Here is a 16,269-nt window from a genome sequence, read left to right on the forward strand (position 1 = left end):
GGCACCATCACCCTTTCGTTCGACAAGGCCAAGCGTATGCAGCTGTTCGATCAGCTTGAAGAAGTTCTGGAAAAGAACGGCGTCATCACCGGCACCATCACCCGCCGCATCAAGGGCGGCTACACCGTCGATCTCGGCGGCGTGGAAGCCTTCCTGCCCGGTTCCCATGTCGACCTCCGTCCTGTTCCCGACATGGATGCCCTCGTCAATCAGCAGTACGAATTCCGCGTTCTCAAGATCAACCGCCGCCGCAGCAACGTCATTGTTTCCCGCCGCGTGCTGCTTGAAGAAGAACGCGATACCAAGCGCAGCGCTCTGCTTCAGACCCTGGCTGAAGGCCAGATCGTCAAGGGCAAGGCCAAGAACATCACCGAATACGGCGTGTTCGTCGACCTCGGCGGCCTCGACGGCCTCCTGCACATCACCGACATGTCCTGGAAGCGTATCCGCCATCCGCGCGAAATGGTTTCCCTGGGCCAGGAACTGGAACTCAAGGTGCTCTCTTTCGACAAGGAAAACCAGAAGGTTTCCCTCGGCCTGAAGCAGCTTGTGCCCGATCCCTGGCAGGATATCACCGCCCGCTTCCCCGAAGGCTCCCATCACACCGGCAAGGTGACCAACCTTGTTGACTACGGTGTGTTCGTGGAACTCGAACCCGGCGTGGAAGGCCTGGTGCATATTTCCGAAATGTCCTGGACCCGCAAGCTGCGTCATCCTTCTCAGATGGTGCATCAGGGCGACGAGGTTGAAGTGGTCATCCTCGGCGTGGACAGCGAGAAGAAGCGCATCTCTCTCGGCATGAAGCAGGTCAAGCCCAATCCCTGGGAACTCGTGGGTGAACGCTTCCCCGAAGGCACCGTCATTGAAGGCGTCATCAAGAACATCACCGAATTCGGTATGTTCATCGGTATTGAAGACGGCATCGACGGCCTCATCCATGTGTCCGACATTTCCTGGACCAAGAAGCTGCGTCATCCCGGCGAACTCTACAAGGTCGGCGACGTGGTGCAGGCCAAGGTGCTCACCGTGGATCAGGAGAACGAAAAGTTCACCCTGGGTATGAAGCAGCTCACCGAAGATCCCTGGAGCAGCGTGCCTGCCCGCTATCCCGTGGGCAACATCATCACCGGCACCGTGACCAACGTGACCGACTTCGGCCTGTTCGTGGAAGTGGAAGAAGGCATTGAAGGCCTCATCCATGTGACCGAACTCGGCAAGAAGGTGAAGTCTCCTTCCGAACTCTACAAGGAAGGCGACACCGTGCAGGCCAAGATCATTCATGTGTCTGCTGATGAACGCCGCCTCGGCCTCTCCATCAAGCAGATCAAGGACGACGAAGAACGCCGCAAGCCCAAGGATTACCATTCCGGCGACAACAGCATCAGCCAGACCCTCGGCGATCTTCTCAAGCAGAAGTTCAACGACTAATTGCTGATTCTGTATGAATCTACGCGGGGCGGAAAGCACAGCTTTCCGCCCCGCTTTTTTTAGGTTATGGGTAGAAAAAGGCATGCCGCTCCGTACTCCGTCGCGTGTGTGGGGGGGCTGTTCCGACATATGCTGAAGGAAAGGGCGGATGCGTTCCGGGGGTGCCATGAAGCAGCAGGAAATAGAGCGCAAGTTTCTGGTCGCAGGGGAAGGCTGGCGCGGCCTCGGCGAGGGCGTGCCGTACCGGCAGGGATATATCGCCCGCACGCAGGACAGGACGGTACGCGTGCGCGTGGCCGGGGACAAGGGGTATCTTACCATCAAGTACCGCGGCGAGGGCATAGCCCGCAGCGAATTTGAATATGATATTCCCCTGGAGGAGGCACAGGCCCTCCTGGACGGGCTTGCCCCCGGGGAAATCATTGAAAAGCTGCGCTATACCTTTGAATATGAAGGGGACGTGTGGGAAGTGGATGAATTTCTGGGAGCCAACGAAGGCCTGATTGTGGCGGAAATCGAACTTGACGCCGAGGATCAGGCCTTTTCTCGTCCTCCGTGGCTGGGGGAGGAGGTGAGCAAGGTTTCCCGCTACCTCAATGTGGAACTTTCGCGCCTGCCCTATACGGCCTGGAACAAAGAAAGTCAGTCAGAAGGAGAAAATAGCTGAGTCGCGAGTCAAACCATGGCAGAATGTGACCATGAGCACAGTTTTTGCGGGCAAAGCCTCCTAGGGTGAAAGCTCTTAAAACTGTAGCGCAACGATATCGCGGAGGATAGCTATGAGCGAGATGTTCTGTTTTCAGTGTGAGCAGACGGCGGGCGGCGCCGGATGCACCAGGATCGGCGTGTGCGGCAAGAAACCGGGCACGGCTCTTCTGCAGGATATGCTGGTGGGCGAACTTGCGGCGCTTTCGCGTGTTTGCGTGCGCACGCCCGAGCTTGACGAGCTTGTGGAAAACGCGCTGTTCAGCACGCTGACCAACGTGAACTTCGATGATCTCTCCCTTGCCGCTCTGGTGGAGAAGGTACGCAGGGTGCGTGTGGAAAGCGGAGCAAAGCAGGCCTATGACATGGGGCTTGTGTGGCAGGCCGGAGAAGATGAGCGCAGCCTGAAGTCCCTGCTGCTTTTCGGCCTGAAGGGCATCGCGGCCTATGCCAGCCATGCGCGCACGCTCGGTAAAACCAGTGACGAGATATCTGATTTTCTGTACAGAGGCCTGATCCTCATTGCTTCCGAGGCGACGAAGGAAGAGCTTCTCACCGCAGTGATGGAAGCGGGCAAGGTCAACCTTGCATGTATGGAGCTTCTGCACAAGGCCAACAGAACGTACGGAGTGCCTTCTCCCGTCACGGTATCTCGCACCGTGGAAAAAGGCCCCTTCATCATCGTGACGGGGCATGATCTGCACGATCTTGCGCTTCTTCTGGCCCAGACCGAAGGCACGGGCGTGAGCATCTACACTCACGGCGAAATGCTGCCCGCCCATGCCTACCCCGAACTTAAGAAGTACCCGCATTTCAAGGGGCATTTCGGTACGGCCTGGCAGAATCAGCAAAAGGAATTTGCTTCCGTACCCGCTCCGGTGCTCTTCACCACCAACTGCATCATGCCCGTGAAGGAAAGCTATGCCGACCGCGTGTTCACCACCGGTGTGGTCGAATATCCGGGTATGCGCCATATCGACGGCGGGAAGGATTTCTCCCCTGTCATAGAAAAGGCGCTGGAACTTGGCGGCTACAGGGAAGATGTCGTCATGCCCGGTATCAACGGCGGCGAGACCGTGACCACGGGCTTCGGCAGCGAGGCCGTGCTCTCCCACGCCGGGACCATCGTGGAGGCTGTGAAGGCCGGGGCCATACGGCATTTCTTCCTTGTGGGCGGCTGCGACGGCGCAAGGCCCGGCCGCAACTACTACACGGAATTCGTGAAGAAGACGCCTGCCGATACCGTGGTGCTTACCCTGGCCTGCGGCAAGTTCCGCTTCAACGACATGAACATCGGCGAGATAGGGGGGATTCCGCGGCTTCTGGACATGGGCCAGTGCAACGACGCCTACGGTGCGATTCAGGTGGCTCTCGCCCTGGCGGAGGCCTTCCAGTGTACCGTGAACGACCTTCCGCTCACGCTCGTGCTTTCGTGGTATGAGCAGAAGGCCGTGGCCATACTGCTCACTCTGCTGTACCTGGGCGTGAAGAACATCTACCTCGGTCCTTCCCTGCCCGCCTTCGTTTCTCCGGCCATACTGGATTTTCTGGTGAAGGAATTCAGCATCCGGCCCATTTCCACGCCGGAAGAAGACCTCGCCGCTGTGTTGGGAAAGTAGGCCTTCCGAAACTGCCCTTTTGAATTCGCAGGGCGCCTGGAGTTCATTTCCCATGGCCCTGCGTCTCGTCCATGTACTCTTTGTTCCCAGCCATGCACAAAGAGCTGCCTTTCTCTCCAGTCCCGCGCCGAACGGCGCGGGACTTTTGGTTATGAAGAAATTCTGTTAAGCTTCCCAAGCAGCCGAGGGGATATGACGGCCTGTTGATGCTGTCGTTACATAAGCCGTGCTTCCGTCGCGGCAGATGTGTGAAAGCGGAACCGAGCCTTTGAGGAGCGTGGAAGCGGGGCGCGGATACCTCGTGCCGCAAGGGATATACCGTGCTTCAGGGAGAGCGCATGGAGAAAAAGCAGCATCGGAGATTCGCGGGCTTCGACCTCGGGCACAGAAGCGGCAGAGCCACCCTTCTCAGCGAAGGACTGGACGGCTGGCTTGCGTCCCACGGGATGAAGGGCCGGCACCACATGCTCACAGCCCTTTGGCAGAACTGGGATATCGTTATGGGAGCGGAGCTTGCGCCTCTTGCTCATCCCCTGGGGCATCGGGGCGACATACTGCTCATCGGCGGGGATGATTCCTGCGCCATGCAGGAGCTTTCCTATGCCGTTCCGGAAATTCTTGAGCGCGTGAACGCCTTCATGGACGAGGAGTATTTCCGTAAGGTGGAGCTGCACCTTCTGCTGGGTAAGGATTCCCTGCGCAGGGTGGATATTACACAGGCCCCCAGCCTGCCTTCTCCTCCACGTCCCCCCCGACTCGGCAAGCTGAAATTACCTCCGGATTCGCCTCTGGCAGCCTGCTACGAAGCCTATGTGCGCATCTTTGACGGCGATGAGGAAAAAAATTGAAGGCCCCTTCCGTGTGGTCTGCTCCCCGTCAGGTTACAGAGTTCAGCCTGCCGGGGAGCATATCAGTGACGGAGGGGCCTTTCTTCCGTATGGCTGGCAAGGCGATTATCCCAAGTGAAAATCTTCGCCGAGATAGACTTCGCGGGCTCTTGCGTTGTTTACGATTTCCTCGGGCGTCCCGGAAAGAATGATATTGCCTTGGAACATGAGGTAGGCCCTGTCGCAGATGGAGAGGGTTTCCCGTACATTGTGGTCGGAGATGAGCACGCCGATGCCGCGTTCCTTGAGGCCGCGGATGAGTACCTGAATGTCACCCACGGCCAGGGGATCAATGCCGGCGAAGGGTTCGTCGAGCAGTACGAAGAGCGGATCGCGGATGAGGCAGCGGGCTATTTCCAGGCGGCGGCGCTCACCGCCGGAAAGATAGGAGGCGTAGGATTTTTCAAGCCTTGTGAGACCGAATTCCTCCATGAGCTGGTCGGCGCGTTCCTTTTGTTCGCTGCGGGAAAGCCCGGTATGCTCAAGGATGATCTGGAGGTTCTGGCGTACCGTGAGGCGGCGGAACACGGAACTTTCCTGCGGCAGGTAGGAAAGCCCTACTCGGGCACGGCGATACAGGGGCCAGCTGCTTATTTCCTGCCCGTCCAGGAGTACCTTGCCCGCAGAGGGCTTGATGATGCCGGTGATCATGTAGAACGACGTGGTCTTGCCTGCGCCGTTGGGGCCGAGAAGACCGACGATTTCACCCTGCCGCATGGAAACGGAGACTTCGTGAACGACTTCCTTCTGACCGTAGCGCTTGCACAGATGCTGGGCGGAAAGCGTGGAACTCATTACTTTCCCTTCTTGTCGTTGGAGGAGAACACGGCATGGACGCGCTGCTTGGAGCTGCCTTCCACAACACTCCTGTTTTCATTGACATAGTAGCGGATCACATTGCCTTTGATGGAGTTGTCGCCGTCGTGCAGTATGGGGTTGCCCTCCAGAACAAGGAGGCTTTTGGCCGAATAGTAGGTGGCTTTCTGCGCGGAACCTGTCTGCGTGCCGTTCTGGAAGCGCACATTTTTTTCCGCCACGATGCGGTCAAGGTCGCTTCCCTCCATGGAGGGGGCTGTGGAACTTTTTTCCTTGCCGGCCTCGTCTTTGGATTTGAGGTACAGGGTCAGAAGCTCCGACCACATCTTGAACTCGCCGCGCACGGCTTCCACGCGGCCCTGGAAGACCACGGTATTCTTGTCGGCGTTGTACACCATGTTGTCGGCAGTCACATCCACGGGGAGATTGCTGTCTGCCCCGGGCAGAGGGGCCGCCAAGGCGCCGGTCGCGCAGCATGCGACGATGAGAAGGGTAAGAAGTATCTTTTTCATGACTGGCTTTCCTCTCGCGTGTCTTTCGGCGCGGCCTCGGGTAAGGTCTCGGCGTCGGTTGCGCCGTCTGAAGGTTCGGTATCGGACGGGATCCAGCGCATGTGCACGCCCTGGTCGCCCGTGAGAATATTGGTATTGAGATCCCATACAAGCCGCGTGGCCGTGCCGGAAAGCGTCGGCCCGTCAAGCACGGCGCCGCCGGGAAAGGTGAGAGTGCGGTTCGTGTTGAGGAATACGGCAAGATCCCCGGTCAGGACGTTTTCTTCATAGGTGGCGCGCACGTTGTCGGACATGGAAATTTTCTGGTTACCGTCTTCCACGCGGCCTATGTCCGAGGTAGCCCGTATAATACGCTCCTCTCCGCCGTCAGAGTTTTCCAGCATGTAATGGATATCGGGTTCGCGCACGGTAATGGCGCCGGAATCCTGGTTCAGAGTTGCCCAGTCGGCATTGAGGTCGAAGCTCTTGCGCCCTTCGCTGCCCTGAGAGAGCCGGATGCCGCGTACGGCAAGATCCACCGTATTTTTCACTTCCTCCGGCGGATCGGAAAGCAGTTTGTTCAGGTCGGCCGAGCGGACCACGTTTTCCAGCGCCTCCAGCGCCTTGCGTGTTTTCCAGCTCTGCCAGCCGTACCAGGCTCCCCATACGGCCGCACCAAGCACGACAAGGGCGAGGGTTCTTCGCAGCGAATCGTTCATACTTTCGCCGGTCCTGTCGCCGCGGTCCACAGGTCCGCGGGATTTTTGCCGTTCATGCGGGCGGCGAGGAGAAACTCCACGGCTTCGCGTACCGCGCCTTCTCCGCCCTTTGCGGCGGTAATGTAGAGCGCTTCCTTTTTCACTTGTGCCACGGCATTGGCCACGGCCATGGGCATACCGACGGAGCGCATGGGATCAAGATCTATCCAGTCGTCACCGAGGTAGGCCATTTCTTCCCGGGCAAGGCCGTATTTTTTTTGTATGGCCTCGAGCTTAGGCAGTTTAGATTCAAAGCCTGCATAATAGTCTTTCACGCCGAGTTGTGACATTCTGGCCAGAACGCACGGGTCGTTTCTGCCCGTGATGATACCCACGCCGAGGCCTGCAAGCAGAGCGGTTTTAATACCGATGCCGTCCTGCGCATGGAAGCATTTCATGGGATGTCCGTTTTCCTGAAAATACAGCTTGCCGTCGGTACATACGCCGTCGACGTCGAGCACCAGGAAACGTACCTTGGCGGCCGCTTGAAACACGTCCCTATGAGCGGGAGAGCCGGGGAGGAGGGAAAGAATATCTGCTGGCATATATACTCCGAAGCATCAGTCTGAGCGGCAGCGCCCAGTTCCTTTCTATATCCGTGTTTCCCATGTGAGTCAAAAGGGGAGAGCTCTGGTCGCTTGGCTTTGAAAGGGCACTGTGTTAACCTGCCTAAAATTCAGGGAGGGGTCATGAAGGTTGCAGCACTTATTCCTTTTCGAAACGAATCAAGGATGTTGCCGTGCTGTCTCGCGTCGTTGAAAGGTGTGGCTGATATGGTAATCGGAATGGATGATCACTCTTCCGACCATTCCGGGGATATAGTGCGTGAGAGGGGCGGCATTGTGCTTGAGATGGAGGGAGAGCTCTCCGGCTTTTCCCAGGGAAAGGAAAAAGTGATCCGGCAGAGATTGCTGGAGGATGCCCGTCGCCGTGGAGCTACGCATTTCTTCTGCATAGATGCCGATGAGGTCGTCACTGTGCCTTTTCGTCGTTATGGCCGTGAACTGCTGGAGAATCTGGAACCCGGGCACAAGCTTGCCCTGCGCTGGCTGACGCTCTGGGGCAGTCCCCGCCTCTTCCGCGACGGTGACTACAGCAAGTTCCACCGCATTTATCGGAGCGTCATTGTGAGGGATGCTCCCGACCTGCCTTCCTATGAAGGTTTTCTGCACATGCCGCGCACTCCCGGTTCAGACGAAAAAAGCAATGTAACGAAGTGCCCGCTGGAAAAAGGGGCCCTTCTGCATTTTACGGCCGCGGAGCTTCTTCCCTATCAGATGAAGATAGCCTGGTATCACTGTGTGGAGTTGGTGCGGCGCCCGGATGAGGCGGAACGTATCAATCGCTTTTATTTTCGTGACTGGGATGAGCGGCATATCCGTCTGCGTTCCGTGCCCGATGCATGGGTCGAAGGCCTGCCCCTTGACGATATTCCTCCCTGCCCGCCGAGCTGGCAGTGGGAGGAAATGCAGCGCCTCTTCGACGAGAAGGGCGTGGAATTCTTTGAGCCTCTTGAAATATGGCATATTCCCCGTCTCAGGGAGGAGTTCCTGCGCCGTGCGGGGCGGGAACCTTGTAAGAAGAGTATGGTTACACGGTTGCGCAGGTGCCTGCGCAGGGAGCGCAAGCGTCTTGATCGCTGGTTTGTGGATATGGAAAGAAGAGCGAAAGGCGAAGAGGTGGAGTAGCATCCCGTTTTTTGTTTTCCATTGAGTAAAAAGGGGCCGTCCTTATATGGGCGGCCCCTTTTGTCGGCATGGGGGAAAAGCTCTACAGGTCAAGAATGACTTTGCAGGCTACGGCCACCTGATAAAGGATTTCCGACACTTCCTTGACGGCCTGCATGTTCTTGGAATCCACACGGGGCAGGACAAGGATCTGATCGCCGGGAAGCACCTTTTTGGCCTTGGGCGTGACTTCTCCGTCGGGGTGCACCACGAGGATGTTGGTGGAGTCGGCGCGATTGCTGAAGCCGCCCGCGCTTTTGATGTAGTCTTCCATGTCGCGGTCTTCGTTCCACACCACGGCCTGGGGCATGATGACTTCGCCGCTGATCATGACTACGTCCGTCTTTTCGGGAATGACGATGATATCGCCGTTTTCCAGCGCAATGTCGGCAATTTTGCCGCCGCTGCCCACCACGACGATGCCCTCGGGCTCCACCTTGCGGGCTCGGTCTATGAAGCTGGAGAGCATTTCCGCTTCCTTGGCGCGGATCTGAGCCTCGTCATTGCTGGAGGAAGTGGCGGTATAGGCGTTGTGCTCCAGGCGGTTCAGAGCGTCTTCAATGGCTTTTTTCTGCTGTTTTGCCGTGCTGAGGCGCTTGATGTAGAGGCCGGAGAGGTTGGCCCTGTCCGGGTCCACGGAAATGTAGCTCAATACTTCCTGCAGGCGCGCGTTGCGCCGCACGGGAAAGCGGGAGGATCCGAGAATGGCTCCCTGTGCTTCCACCATGATGGTGCTGCCCGTGGTGTCGGCCAGAAAACGTACCTGATCGTCGTTGGCCAGGCGCAGTCTGTTGAAATCCTTGATGGAGAGGTACTGGTTGTAAGGCACGCCGTCCCGAAAGCCGGAAATGCTCACATGGGAAGCACGGGAATTGGGGTCGGCCAGGTGTACCAGGGCTTCTCCCGTCATTTTTCCCTTTTCAAATTCAAAGCGGGCGGCATTGCGTACTTCTCCGCTTGCGGTGACCGTGGGCCCTTTTTCCGCCACCACCACGGTGTCGCCGTCCTGAAAGCGTATGGAGGGGAGCTGCCCGTAGAGGATGAAGGGGTAAAGATCCGCAGTTGCAATGGGCTGTTGATTTCTGAGCACCCGGATATCGCGGTAGCTGCCGCGCCTGGAGTCAATGCCACCCGCCTTGTCGAGGAAGGCAAGGATATTGTCGGAGGCCATGCCCGCATAACTGCCGGGGTGGTTCACAAAGCCGGTGACGAACACGGAAATGTTCTGCGTGTCCAGAGGACGGGCATAGACCTGAACATCGCTGATGCCGGAAACATTCAGTTTGCTGATGATGGACTGCTGAAGCTGTGCTGCATCGTTGCGGGGCAGGCCGGCAAGGGGAATACTGCCGATTTCGGGCAGATCCAGAGTGCCGTTCAGGGAAACGGTAAATACGTCGTCGAGGGTGCGGGTTCCCCACAACCGCACGAGGATGCGGTCGCCGCTCTGTATGGTGGTGACGGAGCTGCCCGAGGAAAAATTTCCCTGGAACAGGTTGCTGCCGAAGGGCAGGGTCTCCGGGGAAGCGGAAGACGAGGACGAAACGGCCGTGGCTGTGGCCGTGGCCGTGGCCGTCGCAGTACTGGTGGACTCGGCGGCCAGACTCTGGGCACAGAGCGAAAGGCTCATGATGAGAAAAAGAATAAGGACGCGCAACATATACTCCTGCCCGAAGGCTGGAAAGAAAAGACGGGACAAAAGCCCTGAAAGACCGTGCGGCATGGGGCTCAGTCCAGGCCGCGTCCCCAGACGCGGGGCATGAGCTCCCAACCCTCTCCCCGGCGGCAGAGGATGACGATTTCCGCCTCATGGGGCGGCCTGCTTACCACGGCCCTGCGGCAGTCGCGTCCTGTGGCCGAAGTAAAGGAGCCTTCCACCATGACATCCACCAGGCCGCCGAAGGCCGGGTCGTCTATGGAGGCATGGGCTCCGGTATTGTTCATGGAAATAAACTGCGCCACAGGAGAAAGCGGCGTTTCCGGCATGGGAACTTCGGGAGCGGGGGCGTCTGCAAAGGGATTGGCAACACAGCCGCTCAGAAGAAGACAGAGGGCGGTAAGAGAGGGAAGAATACGCATGAACATACCCTTATGTTTCACCTGCCCGGCGGACAATACCCTTTCCTGGAAGCGGAAAAGCCCATCGGTCCGGCCGGTGGGACAAGGCCATATCCCCCGGAAGGGGAGGTGTCAAATCATAAAGAAGGTTGAGGAGTGTTTCCGCAAGAAATATATGTCCGCAGGGCTTCCCCTGTCCAGAGGGCTGCCCGGCAAAGTCCGGGGCGTGCATCAAAGAAGCGGCCGCGCAGGCAGGATATGGGGGAAACCCGCCGCCGCGAAACGGAGGGGAAAATATGCCGGCTGAACGAAGCCGATACAGGAAGCCCGAAAAACGGCGGGCGCGGAGAAGGGATCCCTCTGCCCCCGTCTGTTCGGTTCAGGCCTGATCGAGCAGGTACCAGTTCCATGCGTCGCGGATGATTTCCTCCACGCCCGAGTGTTCGGGCTTCCAGCCGAGGATCTCCAGTGCGCGCGATGCATCGGCCACCAGGCAGGGCGGGTCGCCTGCACGGCGCGGCCCTGTGGTATAGGGCATGGAGCGCCCGGTTACGTTTTCTATGGCGTGCAGGATTTGTTTGACGGAAAGTCCTGTGCCGGTGCCGAGATTCAGGGCTATGCCTTCCCCGTCGTTGCAACGGGCCAGCCGCTCCACGGCTCTGATGTGGGCGGAAGCCAGATCGCTTACATGAATGTAATCGCGTATGCACGTTCCGTCGGGTGTGGAGTAATCGTCGCCCATCACATGGAAATCTCGTACTTTTCCATCCAGAGCCATGAGGGCACGGGGAATAAGGTGCGTTTCCGGTGTATGGCGTTCGCCGGTTTCGCTTTCCGGATCGCAGCCGGCGGCGTTGAAGTAACGAAGAGCCGTCCAGGAAAGGCCGTAGGCGCGGGCGAAGTCGGCCAGCATCCGCTCCATGAAAAGTTTGGTTTCCCCGTAGGGATTGATGGGATTTGCGGGGCTTTCTTCCGTGATGGGCATGACTTTGGGAATGCCGTATACTGCCGCCGAGCTGGAGACCACGATGTTGCGCACATTGGTGTCGCGCATGGCCTCAAGAAGGCTCAGCGTGCCTCCTATATTGTTGTGGATGTATTTGCCGGGGTTCTGCACGGATTCACCCACTTGGGAGAAGGCGGCAAAGTGTATGACGCCGTCGGGCCGCACGTTGTTCAGGCAGGAGCGGAGTTTCTCTCCGTCCAGAATGTCGCCTTCAAAAAAAGGTCCCCATTTCACGAGATCGCGGTGCCCCGTGGAAAGATTGTCGTATACGGTAACGCTGTGCCCTGCATGGGCCAGCGCCTTGCTGGTGCAGCTGCCGATATAGCCGGCACCGCCGATGACAAGAATGTTCATGGCACGCTCCGGGAAAGATTGGTCACCGTGAAACAGTTCCGCGGCGTCCTGGACGCAGGATATCTGGAAGCGCAGGCAAAGAAAAGGGCAAAATGCTGGAGGTGTTGCCGGGCTGGGGAGACTTCCCTACAAAGGAAGCATGGACTCCTCCAAGAGACGTGCGGTGCGTGCTGCTCCTCCCTGTCTGGGGGCGAGCCATGTCTGGAACTCTCTCCGTACGCTTTCTCTGTCGCGTGCAGAGGCCGCCTGCCGGATCATGATCTCGATCACGTCTCTGGGCGTATGGGCCACGCGCAGGAGTCCGGCCTCTTCTAGGGAAGGCATGTCCGGTTCTCCCGTTCCCATGGCCCAGAGAAAATTATGCGCTGAAGGGCCGATGCAGGGTACGCGTCCTGCCGAGAGGGCTTCGAGGAAATTCTGCCCGCCCTGTCCGAAACTGCCTCCCACGAACACGGCTCTGGCTGAAGCGTAAAGCCTTGGCAGGTCGCCGAAATGATCCCAGATCAGCACATGCCTGCGAGGGAGGCTCTGGCCGGGAGCAAGTTCCGAAGCGAGCATAGGCATGAGCGCAAGGTCTTCGAGTACACTTTTCCATGTGGGCACGCGGTGCAGATGCCTCGGTACGATAACCACGGCTGCGTTGGGTACGGCCTTGTACAGGCGGGAGAGCTGGCCGGGAATACGCGTTTCCTCGCACTGGCGCACCGAGGCGAAAAGAAAAACGGGGCCGCTCGTACTCAGCGTATGTCCGGCTCTGGACTGAGGGGCGGCCAGGTTCTTTGCCGCCAGATCGAATTTGATGTTGGGCATCATGTCCACCGGACAGGGAAAAATGGCGGAAAACATCTGCCTGTCGTAGCGGGAAATGGCATGGATGGCGACAGGGGAAATGTCGGCCATGAGGGAGGGAAAAAGTTTACCGAAGTGAGCTGTGGAAGTATTGATGCGCCCGTTGAACACATGGACGGGAATATTTTTTTCCCGACAGGCGGCCATGAGGGCCGGCCACAGTTCCGTTTCCAGCAGGGCCATGATGCGGGGAGATGCCTGAGCCACGGCCTTGCGCACAATATCGGGGTGATCGAAGGGGGCAAAGCGCACGGCCACGGAAAGTTGCGGGATGCTTTCGCGCAGGGAGGGCAGGGCCTGTTCCAGCACGTCGCGCCCCTGCCTTGTCCAGGTGGTAATCAGAACGCGCAGAGGCTTCTCGACGCTGAAGCTCCGGCAGATGGCTACGGCGAGACGCGCCTCGCCTCCTGAAGCCGCCTGAATCCAGATATCCACGGCGTGTCCGCCTTGGGGAGGCATGTCGCTCAGCCAGTCGTCAGGTACCATGCGTTCCTGCCAGCCGTCGGCGAGGCGCGGGCGACGTTTCAGAAAGGGGCGTGCCAGACTCCATAGCACGCGGTACGCACGGAAGAAGGGACGATGGAAAAGAGATGGTGCCATAAAACCCCCTCTTTTTCTTATGCTATATATGCCGGAGGGATGCAAGCTTCCTTCGCCGGTCGGGAACATCCAAGAGGGCCTTTCACAAAATTTTTTTGATATGGATTTTTTTGGAAAAATATTTTTTTCACAAAAAAATCAGAAAGATAGCATAATACTTTCCCTTTGTTCATAAAAAAAGACGGGTTCGTCGTGTTATTACCCTCCTCCATGCTAGGTTTGAACTGTGACGTACCTTCCGGAAGGTAGAGGTCAGAACCGTGTTTTCCTGCCAGGAGGCATACAGTATGAAACCCTTGTATAAGCAGAAATATCCCCATTTGTTTTCCCCCATGCCCGTCGGGCGCAAGGGTCAGGTCGTGTACAAGAACCGTATTCTTGTTCCTCCGGTCTGCTCCATGGGATATGGGACGGACGCCCATCACCGCATCAGCGAAGACGGAATAAGATTCTATACCCCTTGGGCGCAGGGCGGCTTCGCCGGACTTACCGTTCCTGTGGAAATACCTCTCAATGGCGGGCACAGGGGTACCATGTCTCTGCGGGATGATCTCGATGGTTTCGCGTACATGCACAATCTCCAGCGTCCCGTCCACATGTACGGGGTTGTCACCCTGTGCGAGATCTACCACGCGGGTTGCTGTATCCTGCCCGATTCGGGCTACCCCATCATCAGCGCCAGTTCCTTCATCTACAACGGACATCAGGTGAAGGAAATGGACGACAAGGACATGGAGGACGTGCTCAAGCTGTATGTGGATACCGCCGTGCTTGCCGTCCGTGCCGGATTCGACGGTATCTGCCTGCATTATGGGCACGGCTGGCTGATCAACAACTTCCTTTCCCCGCTCAGCAATCACCGTACCGACAACTACGGCGGCAGCGTGGAAAATCGGACGCGCTTCCCGAAAATGATTCTCAAGGCCATACGCGAGGCCATAGGATATTATCCCATCATAGAGCTTCGGATGAACGGCTCGGACAAGATGGAAGGCGGCATTTCACCGGAAGACGCGGTTCAGCAGGCATTGATTTTCGAGGAATATGTGGACATGATCCATGTGTCCTGCGGTACCCGCCTGGACGCCACCTCCCGGCCCAAGATGCATCCGACCTGTTTTGTTCCCGATGCACACAACGCCGACGCCAGCGAACTGTTCAAGAAGTCGGGCCTTAAGATTCCCATCGGCGTTGTGGGAGCTATCAGCGACGCGGCTCTTGCCGAACGCCTCATTGCGGAGGGTAAATGCGACTATATTCTCGCCGCGCGCCAGTCCGTGGCCGATCCGTTCTGGCCCAATAAGGTGCGCGAGGGCAGAGAGGAGGATATCCGCCCCTGCATCCGCTGCGACTACTGTCTCGACGGCGGCCGCAGAAGCTCGCATACCACGGAGGTGAACATCTCCAATACTTCTACCTTCGATGTGCACTGCTCCGTCAATCCCCATTACCGCCAGGGACGTCATAAGCTGGATGCCCTTCTTCCTACGACTCCTAAGCGTGTGGCTGTCGTCGGCGGAGGCATCGCGGGCCTTCAGGCGGCCATGACTGCCGCTGACAGAGGGCATCAGGTTACGCTTTTTGAGAAAAGCGCCAGGCTCGGCGGCCAGACGGCCACCTATGCCGACCACATCCCCTTTAAACGCCGCATCCGGGCATTGCGCGAATATCTGATCACTCAGGTGAAAAAGAGAGGGGTCAATATTCTTCTGAATACCAGGGCTGATCGTGCGCTTCTGGAAGAGGCCGACTACGACGCCGTCATTGTGGCCGTGGGCGGAAAACCGCGCGTACCTGTCATTCCCGGCCTGAAGGAACACGGCGCCGTCATGGCGTGGGATGTTTTCGGGAAGGAATCCTCCCTCAAAGAGCCAGTAGTGGTGGTAGGCGGCGGAGCCGTGGGCTGTGAAACGGCCATACACCTGGCCATGGCGGGGAAAAAAAACCTGACTATCGTGGAAATGACGCCTTGGATCGCCTCCACGTCGGAAATTACTGAGCGTATGAGCATTGAAGAGCAGATACGCTTGCACGGCATAGAACCCCTTACTGAATGTCTGTGCGTCGCGATTACGGAACACGGCATGCGCGTCCGGAAAAAAAACGGAGAGGAAAGGGAGATTGAGGCCGGCAGTGTTGTCATAAGCGCGGGTACCGTCGAGGAGCGGGAGGAGCGCGACAGCTTTGAGGACGTAGCCTTCGATGTCCTCAACATCGGCGACTGCGCCAAGGTAGGAACCATACGGACGGCCATAGAAAGCGGCTGGGACGCGGCAGCACGCATCTGATCGCCCTGGTACCCCTGCCGAGGGCTGGGACAGCCAGAAAAACGGATGTTCCGGCCCTTCCGCAGACCGTTCCTTCCGAAATCCATCCTTCAGACATGTTTCTTCATCGTTTTTTCTATGAGGTGGATCATGACTCGTTCATCATGGGCCAGTCCTCTGGCGCTCAAGTGGTTTTTTAATTTTTTTATTCCCCTTCTTCTTCTGCTGCTGCCAGAGACGGAAGTCCTCACATGGAATGTCAAGCTGTTTCTGGCGATAACGCTCTGGGCCGTTATTGGATATGCGCTGGAAATCACGGAAAACCTCGTGATTTCCCTGATCATGATGTTCCTTTACTGCATCACGGGCATCGCGCCCATGAAGGCGGTTCTCGGTCTATGGACGGGAGATGCCGTATGGATGACTGTGGGCGCGCTCCTTCTGGTCTCCATTGTCCAGAAGACCACCATTCTCAAGCGCCTGGCCTACCATGCCGCCATCAGAACCAACGGCAGCTACATGAAGCTGGTGCTCGCCACCATGACGATAGCTCTCATCGCCCGTATTTTTCTTCAGGGCACTATGGCCAGCGTTGCCGTCATTGCCATTTCCTTCGGCATATGCGAATCCCTCGGCCTGGGGAAAAGCCGTGCCTCCGCCGGCATCATGACCATAACGGTCATAGGCTACATGGACGCCAACTT

15 protein-coding genes are annotated in these 16,269 nt (G+C 57.9%); 7 read left to right on the plus strand and 8 right to left on the minus strand.

Going from position 1 to position 16,269, the window contains the following annotated elements; translation table 11 throughout:
* The 4 genes from K8W16_RS03725 to K8W16_RS03740 form a co-directional block, all read left to right on the plus strand.
* The coding region (locus tag K8W16_RS03725; RefSeq protein ID WP_304121256.1) for a 30S ribosomal protein S1 at nucleotides 1–1,428 on the plus strand (1,428 nt) is incomplete at its 5' end.
* A 166-nt stretch (nucleotides 1,429–1,594) separates the two neighbouring features.
* Nucleotides 1,595–2,095, plus strand: a complete 501-nt coding sequence (locus K8W16_RS03730; RefSeq protein WP_304121257.1) for a CYTH domain-containing protein — start codon at nucleotides 1,595–1,597, stop codon at nucleotides 2,093–2,095.
* A gap of 121 nt (nucleotides 2,096–2,216) precedes the next feature.
* Nucleotides 2,217–3,752, plus strand: coding sequence for a hydroxylamine reductase (gene hcp / locus K8W16_RS03735; RefSeq protein WP_304121274.1), 1,536 nt, complete (start codon nucleotides 2,217–2,219; stop codon nucleotides 3,750–3,752).
* A gap of 338 nt (nucleotides 3,753–4,090) precedes the next feature.
* Nucleotides 4,091–4,600, plus strand: coding sequence for a DUF721 domain-containing protein (locus K8W16_RS03740; RefSeq protein WP_304121258.1), 510 nt, complete (start codon nucleotides 4,091–4,093; stop codon nucleotides 4,598–4,600).
* Between the two features lie 105 nt (nucleotides 4,601–4,705).
* Here the strand turns inward: K8W16_RS03740 and lptB are convergent, their stop codons facing one another.
* The 4 genes from lptB to K8W16_RS03760 are packed head-to-tail and all read right to left on the minus strand — an operon-like array spanning nucleotide 4,706 to nucleotide 7,249.
* Entirely contained in the window at nucleotides 4,706–5,434 is a 729-nt protein-coding gene (gene lptB / locus K8W16_RS03745; protein WP_304121259.1) for an LPS export ABC transporter ATP-binding protein, read from the minus strand.
* Nucleotides 5,434–5,967 (minus strand): lipopolysaccharide transport periplasmic protein LptA, encoded by a 534-nt coding sequence (gene lptA / locus K8W16_RS03750; protein WP_304121260.1) that lies wholly within the window; start codon nucleotides 5,965–5,967, stop codon nucleotides 5,434–5,436. The genes lptB and lptA overlap by 1 nt, the downstream gene beginning before the upstream one ends.
* On the minus strand, nucleotides 5,964–6,665 hold the full coding sequence (lptC, locus tag K8W16_RS03755) for an LPS export ABC transporter periplasmic protein LptC (RefSeq protein ID WP_304121261.1): 702 nt from the start codon (nucleotides 6,663–6,665) through the stop codon (nucleotides 5,964–5,966). Before lptC ends, lptA begins: the two co-directional genes overlap by 4 nt.
* A complete protein-coding gene (locus K8W16_RS03760; protein ID WP_304121262.1) occupies nucleotides 6,662–7,249 on the minus strand; it encodes an HAD family hydrolase in 588 nt (195 codons plus the stop codon). The genes lptC and K8W16_RS03760 overlap by 4 nt, the downstream gene beginning before the upstream one ends.
* Before the next feature lie 228 nt (nucleotides 7,250–7,477).
* Here K8W16_RS03760 and K8W16_RS03765 point away from each other — a divergent pair, with 228 nt between their 5' ends.
* Nucleotides 7,478–8,392 carry a hypothetical protein gene (locus K8W16_RS03765; protein ID WP_304121263.1) on the plus strand — a complete coding sequence of 305 codons (915 nt, stop codon included), beginning with the start codon at nucleotides 7,478–7,480 and terminating at the stop codon, nucleotides 8,390–8,392.
* An 82-nt stretch (nucleotides 8,393–8,474) separates the two neighbouring features.
* Here K8W16_RS03765 and K8W16_RS03770 read toward each other — a convergent pair whose 3' ends face one another.
* From K8W16_RS03770 to K8W16_RS03785, 4 genes are all read right to left on the minus strand, one after another.
* Complete coding sequence (locus K8W16_RS03770) at nucleotides 8,475–10,091, minus strand: polysaccharide biosynthesis/export family protein (RefSeq protein WP_304121264.1); 1,617 nt, start codon at nucleotides 10,089–10,091, stop codon at nucleotides 8,475–8,477.
* Between the two features lie 68 nt (nucleotides 10,092–10,159).
* Nucleotides 10,160–10,510 carry a DVU3141 family protein gene (locus K8W16_RS03775; protein WP_304121265.1) on the minus strand — a complete coding sequence of 117 codons (351 nt, stop codon included), beginning with the start codon at nucleotides 10,508–10,510 and terminating at the stop codon, nucleotides 10,160–10,162.
* 358 nt (nucleotides 10,511–10,868) lie between these two features.
* On the minus strand, nucleotides 10,869–11,849 hold the full coding sequence (gene galE / locus K8W16_RS03780; protein WP_304121267.1) for a UDP-glucose 4-epimerase GalE: 981 nt from the start codon (nucleotides 11,847–11,849) through the stop codon (nucleotides 10,869–10,871).
* 126 nt (nucleotides 11,850–11,975) lie between these two features.
* Entirely contained in the window at nucleotides 11,976–13,298 is a 1,323-nt protein-coding gene (locus K8W16_RS03785; protein ID WP_304121269.1) for a 3-deoxy-D-manno-octulosonic acid transferase, read from the minus strand.
* A gap of 287 nt (nucleotides 13,299–13,585) precedes the next feature.
* On the opposite strand from K8W16_RS03785, the gene K8W16_RS03790 reads away from it, so the two are divergent.
* Together K8W16_RS03790 and K8W16_RS03795 are read left to right on the plus strand one after the other, a co-directional pair.
* On the plus strand, nucleotides 13,586–15,586 hold the full coding sequence (locus K8W16_RS03790; protein WP_304121270.1) for an FAD-dependent oxidoreductase: 2,001 nt from the start codon (nucleotides 13,586–13,588) through the stop codon (nucleotides 15,584–15,586).
* Nucleotides 15,587–15,715: 129 nt separating this feature from the next.
* Nucleotides 15,716–16,269: hypothetical protein (locus K8W16_RS03795; RefSeq protein WP_304121272.1), on the plus strand; the 554-nt coding region annotated here is incomplete at its 3' end.

Source organism: Mailhella massiliensis (assembly GCF_020741395.1).
Classification (GTDB): Bacteria; Desulfobacterota; Desulfovibrionia; order Desulfovibrionales; family Desulfovibrionaceae; genus Mailhella; species Mailhella massiliensis_A.